The sequence below is a fragment of the Micromonospora sp. MW-13 genome, assembly GCF_003434305.1.
Taxonomy (GTDB): domain Bacteria; phylum Actinomycetota; class Actinomycetes; order Mycobacteriales; family Micromonosporaceae; genus Micromonospora.
This window is the reverse complement of record NZ_QKKX01000030.1, coordinates 112,216-125,516: the sequence shown is the minus strand read 5'-3', so window position 1 is coordinate 125,516 and position 13,301 is coordinate 112,216. Positions and strand designations below refer to the sequence as shown.

The window sequence follows — 13,301 nt, the reverse complement described above, 5'->3', positions numbered from 1 at the left end:
GGGATGCCGGTCTTCTGCACCGTCACGACAAATGTGCGGCCGCCACTGTTAGTGATCTTAATTGCGGCCTCATGAACGCGAATTCGTCAGCCGGTCGATGGCCTCTTGCCGTGTCATGTCGGCGCCTCGGCGGTAGGCCCTGTCGTATTCGGTACGGCCGAGCCGGTCCACGAGAGCCTCCACGAGCGAGCGTAGTTCGACGTCGCCGTGGTCGAAGGTGCCCCGGATGGCCTGGCTCAGGCCGAGCGCGCCGGCCGCGCCGGCCGGATCGCCTTCCAGAAGGAGCAGCCAGGCCAGGAGTTGGGCGGCTGATGAGGTGTCCATGCGCGCCTGCGCCGCTTGGACGGTGCGGAGCAGCAGCTCGCGTGCGCGTGCGGCGTTCCCGGCGGTGAGGAGGTTCGCCATCCTGGCGGGGACCAGCACGTTCTGCACCGTCTCGGCCGGAACGAGTAGCTCGCAGGCGAGCGTCTCCATCCGGTCGAGTTCATGATCGGCCCGTTCGACGTCGCCGGAGCGGCGGTACAGCTCGGCCAGGTTGCCGAGGACCTCGATCTCTAGCATGGGGTGACCGCGGTCCCAGGCCGCTCGTTCGGCGGTGTCGATGTCGTGCCGGGCGCCGGTCAGGTCGCCGCCGCGCATGCGTTCGGTGGCGAGGCCGAGCCGGGTGGAGACCTCGTCCTGCGAGCCGAGGTCGGTGGCGATCGCGATGCTGCGCTCGTAGGCGGCGATCGCCTCGTCATGGTCACCGCCGGTGGCGTGGATCTGCGCCATGCCGATCAGCATCTTCGCTGTCCACCATCGGTCGCCCACCTCCTCGAACGTGTGCAACGCCGCTGCCATCGCGGTCGCGTAGCCCTCCCGGTCGACCCGTTCGCGATATCGCATGGCTTCGACCACGAAGGTGCAGGCGATCGCCCAGTGGTCCGAGCTGCTCCGCACCTGGGCGATCTCTCGATCGACCAGCTCATCGAGCCCGAGTATCGCCGCCATCAACAGTGACATCGTCAGCAGCATCGGATAACGTCGCCGCGCGCCCGTGCGCGCGCAGTCGTCGATGAGCGCGCGCAGCCGCTCGGGGTCTGTGATCGGCCCTCTCTCGCTGGCCACCAGGTGGATCGCGGTGAACGCGGCCCGGGCGTCCGCGGGTAGCGCATCGCCGAACTCGAGAACTCTGGCCACGTAGGCGTCGGCCCGACTGTCGTAGCGAAGCATGACCCAGTACCAGTACAGCGGGCCGAGGGTCCGGGCCGCCGCCTCGGCGTCACCGCCGTCGATGGCCGTTTGCAGAGCGAACATCAGGTTGTCGTACTCGGCCTCGAACAGCCGCAGCGACTCCACCTGCTTGTCCGAGCGCAGCAGCGGCTCGTGTTCCTCGGCCAGGTCGGCGAAGTGCCGGATGAGCCTGTGCAGAACCTTTTTGTCTTCCCCCGCGAGTCGGAGTTTGTCCGCCGTGTGGGTTCGGATTGTTTCCAGCATTCGGTACCCGTCGCCGACCGGCTCCATCATGGACTTGTCGACCAGGGACTCGAGCACGTAAAGGACCTCGCCTGTAGGGAGCGTCTCATCCGAACAGACGGCCTCGACCGCGGCGATACCCGTTCTCGCGGGAAATATCGACATCCGGCGGGCCAGCGTCCGTTCTTGATCGGTGAGGAGATCCCAGCTCCACTCGATGACCGCATGCAGCGTCTGCTGCCGGGGCTGGGCGGCCCGGTTGCCGGTGCTGAGCAGCCGGAAACGGTCATCTAATCGCCGGGCGACCTGGTCAGCGCTCATGGTCCGCAGCCGCGCCGCGGCCAGCTCCAGGGCGAGCGGCAGTCCGTCGAGCCGACGCACGATATCCACGACTGGGGCTGTCGTCGTCGCGTCCAGTACGAAGCCGGGCCGTACGGCTGCCGCCCGATCGAGGAACAGCCGTACCGCGGCCGATCCGGAGGCGCGGACGGGATCCGCGTGTGCCGGGGGGAGATCGAGCGGACCCAGCCGGCACAGCGCCTCACCCATGACCTCAAGCGGCTCCCGGCTCGTGGCCAGGATGGTCAGGTCCGGCCGGCGCTCGAGCAGGTGCAGGGCGAACTCCGCCGCCGGTCCGGAGATCTGTTCGCAGTTGTCCAGCACCAGTACGCCTTCGCCGCCGGCGAGCAGATTGACCACTCGATCCAGGGGTGTACTGGAAGGCCGGCCGTCGGCGGTGTTGAGCGTGCCCAGAACCGCCTCGGGCAGCCCGTCCGGTGTGCTCACCCCGGCCAGGGGAACGAGCCAGACCCGGCCGCGGCGATGGGCGCGGTGCAGGCTCACCGCCTTCACGGCCAGCCGGGTCTTCCCCACACTCCCGGGCCCCACGACGGTGACCAGCCGAGAGCTCTCCAGCAACCCAGCCAGCAACCTCAGCTCGTCCGCCCGACCGACGAAGTTGGTCAGCTGGGCCGGCAGACGTCCGGGCGCCGCTTCCGGCGATGCCTGCCGGGGCTCGGGGATGTCGAGCTTCCCCCGCAACACAGCGAGGTGCGTCTTTCGCAGTTCCGCTGAGGGATCGATGCCCAGCTCCTCGGCGAGCGTGCCGCGGACCTCCTCGAACAGGACCAGCGCGTCGGACTGGCGGCCGGCCGCGGACAGGGCTCGCATCCGCAATCCGGCCAGCCGTTCGCGCAACGGGTGGCCAGCGGCCAGCGCCGCCATATCGGCCAGGATCTCGTCGTGGCGGCCCAGTTGCAGCTCCGCCTCGAACCGGTCTTCGGTGGCCGCGACGCGCAGCTCCTCCAGGCGCGCGCCAGCCGTACTGGCGAAGGGGGCATGGAGCACGTCGGCCAGCGCTTCTCCCCGCCACAGCGCCAGTGCCTCGCCCAGCAGCGAGGCCGCCCGCTGCGTGGCGCCTGCGGCGAGTTCGTGGTCGCCCCGCTTCGCCAGCTCCTCGAACCGGTGGGCGTCGACGTCCTCGGCGTGTACGTGCAGGCGGTACCCGCCGGCCGCCGTCTCCACGACCCCGGCCCCGCCCAGAGCCCTGCGCAGTCGATGCACCAGCGCATGCAACGCGTTGATGGTGCCCCCGGGCGGGTGCTCCCCCCACAGACCGTCAACGAGCGATTCGAGCGATACCACCTCCCCCGTGGCCAGTGCCAGCCGGGCCAGCAGCGCGCGAACCCTGGCGCCGCCGACGTCGATCGGCGCGCCGTCGTCGGCGTAGACCCGGACCGGCCCCAGCATTTCAATCCGCATGCCCACAAGGCTATGAGGGCCGGGCGCCGATGGGACACGGGCCACTGCGCGGCCAGCACGTGACAGTCCCTGATAGTGGCTCCGTGCCGTCTGTAAGAGCGTTATAAGAGGCCTGTCAGCGCCCGTGGACATCGTTGTGGGCGTACGGAAACGCGTGACCTTCCATCAACGGACACGCGACGGTTCCCTCCGAAAGGCATGGATATGACAGGCAATGCAGACAACGCGGGGCGCGAGAAGCTGCAGCGGGTGCTCGACTGGGCCGTGGCCGAGGCGGGCGTACCCGGCATCGTGGCCGAGGTTCGGGATGCGAACGGAAGCTGGTTCGCAACCGCCGGAGTAGCCAACATCCAGACCGGTACCCGGCGTCAGCCGGGGGAGCACGTGCACACCGGCAGCAGCGGCAAGGCCTTCACCGCCGCCGTGATGCTGACCCTCGAGGCCGAGGGCAGGCTCAGCCTCGACGACACGGTGGAGAAGTGGCTACCGGGCGTGCTGAACGTCAACGGCTACGACGGCAACAAGATCACCATCAGGCACCTGCTCAGCAACACCAGTGGCCTGTTCTCCACCGGCCTGGCACCGGAGCTGGGCCACCGCTACGCCACCCGCTCCGGGTTCGTCAAGCATCGCTTCGACGAATTCACCACCGAAGACCTGCTCAGGCTGGCGGTCTCCCAGCCGCCGGTCGGCGAGCCCGGCGATCGCTTCGAGTACGCCAACGGCGGCTTCTACCTCGCCGGGGCGATCATCGAGAAGGTCACCGGCAACAGCTATGCCGAGGAGGTCGACCGCAGGGTCATCCAGCCACTCGGCCTGACCAACACCTACGTGCGCCCCACCCAGGACACCGGATACCCCGATCCGCACCCGCGCGCGTACTCCAACCTGTTCTACAAAGACGGCACCGACCCGGCGATGGTCACCCCGGAGAACTGGGAATCGATGATCGAGGAACCCGGTCTCGAGCCCCTCGACGTCACCGAGTTCAACACCTCATCGGCCTGGTCAGCCGGTAACGTCGTCTCCACCATCGGCGACATGATCCGGTTCATCAACGCGATGGCGAGCGGCAGCCTGCTGCCGCCGGCCCAGCACCGCGAGATGTGGACCACGGTCTCCACCGAGGGGAGTTACTGGATGCCGCACGCCCGATACGGCCTCGGCCTGTTCGAGTTCGACAAGGAGGCCACGGGCGGCCGGACGCTGCGCGGCGTGGGTGGCAGCCTCTGGGGATCCTTCATCTGCACGGTAGGCACCCCCGACGGCAAGCACACCATCGCCTTCCACACCAACACCGAATGGAAGACCTGGGACCTCCTCTTCAAGGTCATCGAAGCGGAGTTCGGCACTTCCATCCCTGCGTAAGCGTGCGGCCCGCTATCGGCTCGGGTGCCCATGAAAGACAGGCACGAGCCGGTAGCGGGCCCGATCCAACAGCCCGACGCCAACTGGAGCGCCTCCGGGCGCTAAAGGCTTGGTCAGTGAGCACGGTCGACACCCTCAACTCGGCAGTTCCGGATGCCGAGCGACGTTAGCGGACGGCCACGGAACGTGACGGCTCTGGCTGAGGGTGACACGCCCGGTCGGCGGCAGATCCGGATACCAAGATCGCTGGTGCTACGTTGCTGCCCCGGGTGTGCGCCACTCGCGAGGTCAGCTATCGGGCCGGCGTGTCCTGGGCGACGAACGCGATACCGTCCAGCGCGGCCGGGGACCCGGCCGGTCGGCCACCGAGCACCGCGACGGTACCCGCGGTCGGGTCGGCCAGGCCGACCGCGAGATTGAGCAGGGTGCTCTTGCCCGCCCCGTTCGGGCCGACCAGCGCAACGACGTGCCCGGCGGGAATCGCCAGGGTGCACTCGCGCAGCGCCCAGGTGCGGCCGTAACACTTGCCCAAGCCCTTGTTTCAATGACATTCACGCGACGCCCTTCCTCTTGTCATCTGCTGCCCCGCGTCGTCCGCCCCTCTGGCGGGAGGTGCTGGGGCGGCGCGCACGGAAATCCCGCAACACGTTGGTGAACAGCGCCACCATGCCGTCCTCGTCCAGCCCGGCCGTGTCGGCCGTGGCCAGCCAGGCAAGCAGGGAGCCGCGAAGCCCGGCCAACTCCGGCAACGTGACCTGGCTGAGCGTGGCCTCGATGAAGGTGCCTTGGCCGGGCCGGCCGGCCGCCAGACCCTTCGTCTCCAACTCCCGGTACGCCTTGAACACCGTGTTCGGGTTGATGGCCAGCGACGCGACCACGTCTCTGATCTTGGGCAGTTGGTCGCCCGTGGCGAGGTAGCCAAGCCGCAGCGCGTGCTCTACCTGCTGCACCAGTTGCAGGTAGGTCGGCACGCCAGAAGACGGGTCGAGCCGGAACTCGATCGGCGACCCGGACAGCCGCGGGCCAGCCTCCGAATCTTCACCGCCCATTTGGCTGTTCCCTTTTTCTATCTCCATAGAACAGGATAACAGCAGATGATCACAGAGTTGTCAAACGCCAGGTGAGAGCATGCGGGACTCGCGACCGCCCGCTCCTGGATGGGAACGCCGGAACAGACGCAGGTGGTCTGGTATAGGACGGAAGGCACACGCCGACCGACCGCCACCGCGGTCGCCGAGGCGATCGAGAACGGTCTTGAGCGATGGCACGGCCGGTACGTGATCGGGTATGACGGTGACGTACCGCAACCCCACCCGGATCACCCCTACCCCCGATCGCCCCGGTGATCAAGAGGTTTGCGTCGGGATCCGGCGCTCGGATTACGTAAAGCTCTTGATCAACGTGGCCCGTCCGGGTGATCGGGCGCGTCCAGGCGGTGTCCGGGTGGATCGGTGGGGTGGTGGGGGTGGGGGGTGGGTTAGGGGTGGAGGCGGGTGAGGGTGGCTATGTCGGTGGCGTGGCCCTCGTGTTTTTCTGAGGGGGTCTCCACCACCACCGGGATGCCCGCCGTGGCGGGGTGGGCCATCAGCTCGGCGAACGCCGGCTCGCCGATGGTGCCCTTGCCGATGTTCTCGTGCCGGTCCCGGGTCGAGCCGCACAGGTCCTTCGAGTCGTTGGCGTGCACCAGCCGCAGCCGGTCCGGCCCGACCGTGGCGACCAGCGCGTCCAGGCAGGCCGTCATGCCGCCCTCGGCGGCCAGGTCGTGCCCGGCCGCCCAGGCGTGGCAGGTGTCGAAGCAGACGCCCAGGCCGGGGTGCCGGTCCACCGCGTCCAGGTACGGGCCGAGCTGCTCCACCCGGGAGGCCAGCGACCGGCCGCCACCCGCGCTCGGCTCGACCAGCAGCAGCGGGCCGCCCGCCGCCAGCGTCTCGTCGAGCAGCGGCAGCAGCGCCTCGCGTACCTGCCGCATGGCCGCGTCGGCGTGGCCCGTGTCGACCGCGCTGCCGGCGTGGAACACCACCCCGAGGGCACCGATCGCCCGCCCCCGGCGCAGCGCGTGGGCCAGGGTCTGCGCCGACCGCTCGACCGTGGCCGGGGTGGGGGAGCCGAGGTTCACCAGCAGCGACGCGTGGACGAACACCGGTACGCCCCGCTCGGCGCAGCCGTCGCGGAACAGCGCGTCCTGGGCCGGGTCGCCCGCCGGGAGCGCCCAGCCCCGGGAGTTGGAGACGTAGACCTGGACGGCCTCGGCGCCCGTCGCGTCGACGTACGGCAGGGCAGCCTTGGCCAGCCCGCCCGAGGTGGGGGTGTGCGAGCCGACCGGCCGGTGGACAGCGGACGCGGACATCGCTACAGACACCCGATCGTGATCGGGGTACCCGGCGCCACCTGGGCGTTCTCGCCCGGGTTCTGGAACCGGACGATGCCGTTCGGGTTGAACTGCACGTTCACCGGGAAGCCCTGGCTCTCCAACTGCTGCTTGGCCTGCGGGCAGGGCAGGTCGACCACCCGGGGCACGACCACCGGGGCGGGGCCCTTGCTGACGTCCAGCTTGACCTGGGCCCCCTTCTCCACGCCCGCGCCGTCCGCCGGGCTCTGCCCGAGGACCTCGTCCTTCGGCTTGGGCGAGTCCTTGTACGTCTCCACCGGCACCAGGCCGAGCTGGGTCAGGGCGGTGCGGGCCTCGTTGACGTTCTTGCCGACGAGGTTCGGCACCGAGATCGGGGCCTTGCCCTTGCTCAGGATGACGGTGACCTTCGCGCCCGGCTTGACCTCGGCGCCGACCTTCGGGTTGGTGTCCACCACCACGCCCTCGGGCAGGTTGTCGTCGTACCGGGGGGTGCCCTTGGCGACCACCAGTTTGGCGTTGACCAGGTCGGCCTCGGCCAGTTCGAACTCCTTGCCGACCACGTCGGGCACGGGGAACCGGTCCGGCCCCAGCGAGAGGGTGAGGGTGATGGTGCCGCCCTTGACGATCCGGGCGGCCGAGGCCGGGCTCTGCGCCACCACGCCGTCGCGCGGGATCTTCTCGTCGTAGCGGGGCTCGGCGTACTCAAGGGTGAAGCCGCCCCTGGTCGCCTGCGCCTGCGCCTCGGCCTTGCTGAGGCTGACCAGCTCCGGGGCCACCGTGTACCGGCCCACCCCGAACCACCAGCCGGTGAGCGCGGCGATCAGGACGAGCACCACGGCTGCCGCCAGCAGGCCCACGCGCCCCCGCTGGTCGCCCAGCACCCGGGCCCGCAGCGCGCCGATCCGGCCGCCCGGGCCGGTGTTCTCCGGCGCGGCCCGGCGCCGGTGCGGGCGCGGCTCCTTGTGCTCGGGCAGCCGGGCCCAGGCGGGGCGCTCGGCGGGCCGGACCGCCGCGACCACCATGGTGGGCTGCGCCAGCGGGGCCGCGTCGTCGGTCACCGCGCGCAGCACGGCGGTGTGCGCGTTCTGGTCGCCCAGGTCGTCGCGGGCGACCTGGACCTCGGCCAGGAGGGCGCCGGCGTCGGTCGGCCGCGCCTCCGGGTCGCGTCGGGTGGCCCGGGCGACGAGGTCGTCGAGCGCCCTCGGCAGTCCGGGCACCAGCGTCGAGGGGGCCGGCACGTCGCGGTCGACGTGCTGCCAGGCGACGTCCACCGGCCGGTCGCCGTCGTACGGGACCCGGCCGGTGAGCATCTCGAACAGCACGATGCCGGCCGAGTAGACGTCGGTGCGGGTGTCGGAGTGACCGTCGGTGACCAACTCCGGCGCGACGTACGCCACCGTGGCCATGAGTTGGTTGCCCGGCTCGTCCTCGGCGCTGGCCTCCACGGCGCGCGCCAGCCCGAAGTCGGCGACCTTGACCACGCTGTCGACCAGGTTGGCGACGCCGCCGGTGGGCGCCTCGGCGACCAGCACGTTCTCCGGCTTGACGTCGCGGTGCACCAGGCCGGCCCGGTGTGCGGCGGCGATCGCGGCGAGCATCTGCTCCATGATCGCCAGCGCCTCGTCCGGGTGCAGCCGGCGCCGCTCGGCGAGCACGTCGCGCAGCGTCCGGCCGCGCACGTACTCCATCACCAGGTACGGCAGGCCGGCGTGGGTGCCCTGGTCGTAGACCGCCACCACGTTCGGGTGGGTCAGCCGGGCGATGGTCTTCGCCTCGTCGGTGAACCGCTCCAGGAACCCGGCCATCCGCGCCCGCGTCTCGGCGGCCTGGGTCGGGTGAATGATCTTGACCGCGACGGTGCGCTCCAGGCGCTCGTCGGTGGCGGTGTACACGGTCGCCATGCCGCCACGGGCCACGCGACCGCGAATGCGGTAGCGCCCGTCGATCAGCGAGCCCAGCAACGTGTCGGCGACCTGTGTGTCCATCGGCAGGCAGTCTATGTGTCCAGAGGGTAGAGGTTGAACAGGATGCTACAGCCGGCTGGCCGGCCGGCCCGTCCCGCCGCGCTCGGGCCGTCCCCGAACCCTCCCGGCAGCCCGTCCGGGACTGGTCGAGGGGGTGCCCCTCGCCGTCGCCGCCGACGGCGTGACAGGGTGATCGGGTGACCGACTCCGTACCCTCCGACCAGGCTGCCTCCGGTGCCGGCCCCGCCGGCCCGACCGATCCGGCCGGCTGGCTGACCCTGCCGGACGTCGCCGAGCGCCTCGACCTGTCGATCAGCAAGGTGCACCAGATGATCCGGGACCGGGAGCTGCTCGCGGTGCGCCGCGACGGCGTCCGCCGGATCCCCACCGACCTGGTGGCCAACCGCACCGTGCTCAAGCACCTGCCCGGGGTGCTCACCCTGCTGACCGACGCCGGCTACGACGACGAGGCCGCGCTGCGCTGGCTCTACGAGCCCGACGACACCCTGTCCGGCGGTACCCCGGCCGCCACGCTCGGCGGCGACCACGCCCGCGAGGTCAAGCGCCGCGCCCAGGCCCTCGGCTTCTGACCCCTGACCCACCCCGCCCGCCCCCTGTTCCCACGGCACCGGGCGGGTCGGCCGTACCGGACCTGTCCCGCCGTTCCGGGCCTTTCCCGCCGTTTTCGGGCGGGTCCGGAACGGTGGGCGGGCCCGGGTGGCCGGGACGGGGTCAGTCGGCGCGGCGGGTGGCGGCGATGGCGAGGTCGACCAGGGCCTGGCGGGCCTCCGTCTCCAGGTCGACGGTGGCCAGCGCGGCCAGCGCCGTGTCGGTCAGCGCGACGATCCGCTCCTCGGCGCGGGCCAGCGCCCCGGTCGAGGTGATCAGCTCGCGCAGCCGGGCCACCCCGTCCTCGTCCAGGCCCGGGTCGCCGAGCCGGCCGAGCAGCAGCTCCCGGCCGGCCGCGTCGGTGGCCTCCACGGCCGCCGCCACCAGGTACGTCCGCTTGCCCTCGCGCAGGTCGTCGCCGGCCGGCTTGCCGGTCTGCGACGGGTCGCCGAACACTCCCAGCACGTCGTCGCGCAACTGGAACGCCTCGCCCAGCGGCAGCCCGTACGCCGAGTAGGCCGCCCGGACGTCCGCCCCCGCGCCGGCCAGCGCGGCGCCCAGCAGCAGCGGGCGCTCGACCGTGTACTTCGCCGACTTGTACCGGGCGACCTTGCCCGCGCGTTCCACCGAGGTGTCCCCGGTGGCCTGGGTGAGCACGTCGAGGTACTGCCCGACGGTGACCTCGGTGCGCATCTCGTCGAAGACCGGGCGGGCCCGGGCCACGATCCGCGGGTCCAGCCCGGCGGAGTGCAGCAGCTCGTCGGACCAGACCAGGCACAGGTCGCCGAGCAGGATCGCCGCCGCGTCACCGAACCCGTCGGCGTCGCCACCCCAGCCGGCGCCCCGGTGCCGGGCGGCGAACCGCCGGTGCACCGCCGGCTCGCCGCGCCGGGTGTCCGAGCGGTCCATCAGGTCGTCGTGGATCAGCGCGCTGGCCTGCACGAACTCCAGCGCCGACAGCGCGGTCACGATCTGGTCCGAGTCGCCCCCGCCGGCACCCCGGAACCCCCAGTACGCGAAGGCCGGACGCAGCCGCTTGCCGCCGCCCAGCACGAACGCCTCGATCGCCTCGGCCACCGGCACCAGGGCGTCGTCGACGCCCGCCATCCAGATTCGTTGGCCGGCCAGGAACTCGGTCAGGGCCTTGTCGACCCGCTGACGCAGGCCGGCGCGGTCGACGGGGGACACGGGAGCAGCGTGGGTCACGCCCCGACGCTAGCGGGTCGCCCGGGGCCGTGCCGCATCCGCGGCCCGTGGCGCGCCGTGGGCCGCCCCGACCACCGGGCGTCGTCGCGCCGGGTTCATTGCCTGGTCGCGGGCGGTGACCGCCGGCCCGCCCGGCGAGCGGGCCGGCCGGGTGACGGAGCCGGCCGGGTGGCGGGGCCGGGCGGGGCAGGTGGCGGCCCGCCGCGCCGGGGCGGGCGCCGTGCCGCCGTACCGCCGGCTCGGGGGTGGGCCGGGTCAGCCGGTGGCGTGCCCCGGCGAGCTGGCCGGCTCTGCCCGGCGGCCTCGGCCAGCAGCTCGACCGGCACGGCGAGGACCACGGCCAGCCATCCCAGCCAGAAGTCCCCCGGCACGCGGAGCTGCCGCTCCCAGCGGGACACCTCGTGCCGGCTCAGCGTGGGCACGCCCGAGGCGGCGCACAGCTCGGCGGCGAGGAACTGCTGACTCCGGCCCCGGGCCAGCCGGAGCCGGGCGAGCAGCGGCCCGAGCAGCTCGGGCCGGGGTGGCGTGGACGGCGTCATCGGTCCTCCGGGAGGGGTCGGCGCGGTGGCGGCGTCGACCTGCCCGGACGGGCGGGACCGGTGTTGCCGCCGGTCGGTGCTGACCCCCCGCGCGGGCCCCCGGGAGCCGGCCCCGGCCGGCCCCGTCCGCGCTGCCCACCTGTCTACCCCGGGGGTACGACGGTCTGCCCGGCCGGTGGTCGTGGGCGTGAGCCCCACCTCGTACGGGTGCGGGTCGGTCCCGGCTGCTGTGGGTCGCGCCAGGTGGGAAGGTTCTGGGTCCGGCAACCGCCGGCCGCTAGAGTTCAGGCGTGGCGCTCGGTCTTCCCTCGGTCCTCCCCAATCCGCAGCCGGCGATCGGGGAGCTGATCCGCGACCGTCAGCCGACCTTCTCGTTCGAGTTCTTTCCGCCCAAGACCCCGCGCGGCGAGCAGCTGCTCTGGCAGGCGATCCGCGAACTGGAGTCGCTGCGCCCGTCGTTCGTCTCGATCACCTACGGGGCCGGCGGGTCGACCCGGGACACCACGGTCGCGGTTACCGAGCGGATCGCCACCGAGACCACCCTGCTGCCGATGGCGCACCTGACCGCGGTCAACCACTCCGTCGCCGAGCTGCGCAACGTCATCGGCCGGCTGGCCGGCGTCGGGGTGCGCAACGTGCTGGCCGTGCGGGGCGACCCGCCGGGCGACCCGGGCGGGGAGTGGGTCCGCCACCCCGAGGGCGTGCTCTACGCCGAGGACCTGGTCCGGCTGGTCCGCGACGCCGGCGACTTCAGCGTCGGGGTGGCCGCCTTCCCGTACAAGCACCCGCGCTCGGCCGACGTGGCCAGCGACACCGCGCACTTCGTCCGCAAGTGCCGGGCCGGCGCGGAGTTCGCGATCACCCAGATGTTCTTCGACGCCGACGACTACCTGCGGCTGCGCGACCGGGTGGCGGCGGCCGGCTGCGACACCCCCATCCTGGCCGGAGTGATGCCGGTCACTCAGCTCAGCACCATCGAGCGTTCGACACAGCTTTCCGGGGCGCCGTTCCCGCCGGCCCTGGCCGCGCGGTTCGCCGAGGTCGCCGACGACCCGGAGGCGGTCCGCCGGCTCGGCATCGAGCAGGCGGCCGAGATGTGCCGGCGGCTGCTGGACGAGGGCGTCCCCGGGATCCACTTCATCACCCTCAACCGGTCCACCGCGACCCGGGAGGTCTGGCAGCAGTTGCAGGTCGGCACGCGGGTGTGACCCCCGTGGCGCGACACCTGGGCGCCGATGGGACGGTTGATCCGTGGTGGGCACTCAGCTGAACTGGGACGAGTACGCGACGGCGTGGGCACGGTTGCACGGGGGCTTCGACCCCCGGGCGGCGGCCCCGGTGGTACGCGCCTGGCTGCGGTTCGCCTACCACGTCGGGTACGTGCTGGGCCGGCTGCGGGTCACCCCGACCGCGGTCACCGTGGCGGGCGTGCTGCTCTGCCTCTGCGTGCCGCTGTTCGCCGTCCGGCCGGTGAACGGGCCGGTCATCGGTGCGCTGTTCGTGCTGGCCGCCTCGGTGGCCGACAGCGTCGACGGTGCGGTGGCGGTCGTCACCAACCGCACCACCCGGCTCGGGTACGTCTACGACTCCGTGGCCGACCGGCTCGGCGAGGTCGCCTGGCTGGCCGCGTTCTGGCTGTTGGGCGCGCCGGGCGCGCTGGTCGCCGCCGCGGGCGGGCTGTCCTGGCTGCACGAGTACGTCCGGGCCCGGGCGGTCTCGGCCGGGATGCGGGAGATCGGCGCGGTCACCGTGGGGGAGCGGCCCGCCCGGGTCTGCGTGGCCCTGGTCGGGCTGCTGCTGGCCGGGCTGGCCGGGCTGGTCGACCCGGACCTGACCGCCGGCACCATCACCATGGCCACCGCCGTCTGGGTGCTGCTCGCCGGCTTCGGCCTGGGCCAGCTCCTCTCCACCGTCCGCCGCGCCCTCGTCAACGCCGACTGACCCCACCCCAACCCCCGCCGTGCCCCCGCCGCGCCGTGGCGTGCAATTTCACGGAATGAGTGGCCTCCAGGCTCGTCGAGGCCACTCATTCCGTGAAATTGCGAGGAA

At 72.0% G+C, this 13,301-nt stretch carries 10 protein-coding genes and 1 pseudogene; 4 read left to right on the top strand and 7 right to left on the bottom strand.

Annotated features, from left to right (window positions below):
* Nucleotides 1–69: 69 nt before the first annotated feature.
* Nucleotides 70–3,216 (bottom strand): BTAD domain-containing putative transcriptional regulator, encoded by a 3,147-nt coding sequence (locus C5N14_RS16180; protein WP_117668991.1) that lies wholly within the window; start codon nucleotides 3,214–3,216, stop codon nucleotides 70–72.
* Nucleotides 3,217–3,414: 198 nt separating this feature from the next.
* Here C5N14_RS16180 and C5N14_RS16175 point away from each other — a divergent pair, with 198 nt between their 5' ends.
* Complete coding sequence (locus C5N14_RS16175) at nucleotides 3,415–4,584, top strand: serine hydrolase (RefSeq protein ID WP_117668914.1); 1,170 nt, start codon at nucleotides 3,415–3,417, stop codon at nucleotides 4,582–4,584.
* Between the two features lie 301 nt (nucleotides 4,585–4,885).
* Here C5N14_RS16175 and C5N14_RS16170 read toward each other — a convergent pair.
* From C5N14_RS16170 to pknB, 4 genes and pseudogenes are all read right to left on the bottom strand, one after another.
* A pseudogene (locus tag C5N14_RS16170) lies at nucleotides 4,886–5,116 on the bottom strand (ATP-binding cassette domain-containing protein); the annotation flags it as partial.
* 19 nt (nucleotides 5,117–5,135) lie between these two features.
* On the bottom strand, nucleotides 5,136–5,633 hold the full coding sequence (locus tag C5N14_RS16165) for a GntR family transcriptional regulator (protein ID WP_117668912.1): 498 nt from the start codon (nucleotides 5,631–5,633) through the stop codon (nucleotides 5,136–5,138).
* Between the two features lie 428 nt (nucleotides 5,634–6,061).
* Nucleotides 6,062–6,931, bottom strand: a complete 870-nt coding sequence (locus tag C5N14_RS16160; RefSeq protein WP_117668911.1) for a deoxyribonuclease IV — start codon at nucleotides 6,929–6,931, stop codon at nucleotides 6,062–6,064.
* Between the two features lie 2 nt (nucleotides 6,932–6,933).
* Nucleotides 6,934–8,919, bottom strand: coding sequence for a Stk1 family PASTA domain-containing Ser/Thr kinase (pknB, locus tag C5N14_RS16155; protein ID WP_117668910.1), 1,986 nt, complete (start codon nucleotides 8,917–8,919; stop codon nucleotides 6,934–6,936).
* Nucleotides 8,920–9,095: 176 nt separating this feature from the next.
* Here pknB and C5N14_RS16150 point away from each other — a divergent pair, with 176 nt between their 5' ends.
* Nucleotides 9,096–9,488 (top strand): Rv2175c family DNA-binding protein, encoded by a 393-nt coding sequence (locus tag C5N14_RS16150; protein WP_117668909.1) that lies wholly within the window; start codon nucleotides 9,096–9,098, stop codon nucleotides 9,486–9,488.
* 142 nt (nucleotides 9,489–9,630) lie between these two features.
* Here C5N14_RS16150 and C5N14_RS16145 read toward each other — a convergent pair whose 3' ends face one another.
* Together C5N14_RS16145 and C5N14_RS33975 are read right to left on the bottom strand one after the other, a co-directional pair.
* Nucleotides 9,631–10,713, bottom strand: a complete 1,083-nt coding sequence (locus C5N14_RS16145; protein ID WP_117668908.1) for a polyprenyl synthetase family protein — start codon at nucleotides 10,711–10,713, stop codon at nucleotides 9,631–9,633.
* 95 nt (nucleotides 10,714–10,808) lie between these two features.
* Entirely contained in the window at nucleotides 10,809–11,252 is a 444-nt protein-coding gene (locus C5N14_RS33975) for a helix-turn-helix domain-containing protein (protein ID WP_305792065.1), read from the bottom strand.
* A 290-nt stretch (nucleotides 11,253–11,542) separates the two neighbouring features.
* On the opposite strand from C5N14_RS33975, the gene metF reads away from it, so the two are divergent.
* Both metF and C5N14_RS16130 read left to right on the top strand, forming a co-directional pair.
* A complete protein-coding gene (gene metF / locus C5N14_RS16135; RefSeq protein ID WP_117668907.1) occupies nucleotides 11,543–12,460 on the top strand; it encodes a methylenetetrahydrofolate reductase [NAD(P)H] in 918 nt (305 codons plus the stop codon).
* A gap of 43 nt (nucleotides 12,461–12,503) precedes the next feature.
* Nucleotides 12,504–13,193, top strand: a complete 690-nt coding sequence (locus C5N14_RS16130) for a CDP-alcohol phosphatidyltransferase family protein (RefSeq protein ID WP_117668906.1) — start codon at nucleotides 12,504–12,506, stop codon at nucleotides 13,191–13,193.
* Nucleotides 13,194–13,301 lie beyond the last annotated feature (108 nt).

Excerpts from the sequence above, each read along its gene's own strand:
- C5N14_RS33975 (WP_305792065.1), bottom strand. The coding sequence starts at position 11,252 with ATGACGCCGTCCACGCCACCCCGGCCCGAGCTGCTCGGGCCGCTGCTC.
- C5N14_RS16180 (WP_117668991.1), bottom strand. The coding sequence starts at position 3,216 with ATGCGGATTGAAATGCTGGGGCCGGTCCGGGTCTACGCCGACGACGGC.
- C5N14_RS16165 (WP_117668912.1), bottom strand. The coding sequence starts at position 5,633 with ATGGGCGGTGAAGATTCGGAGGCTGGCCCGCGGCTGTCCGGGTCGCCG.
- C5N14_RS16175 (WP_117668914.1), top strand. The coding sequence starts at position 3,415 with ATGGATATGACAGGCAATGCAGACAACGCGGGGCGCGAGAAGCTGCAG.
- C5N14_RS16160 (WP_117668911.1), bottom strand. The coding sequence starts at position 6,931 with ATGTCCGCGTCCGCTGTCCACCGGCCGGTCGGCTCGCACACCCCCACC.
- pknB (WP_117668910.1), bottom strand. The coding sequence starts at position 8,919 with ATGGACACACAGGTCGCCGACACGTTGCTGGGCTCGCTGATCGACGGG.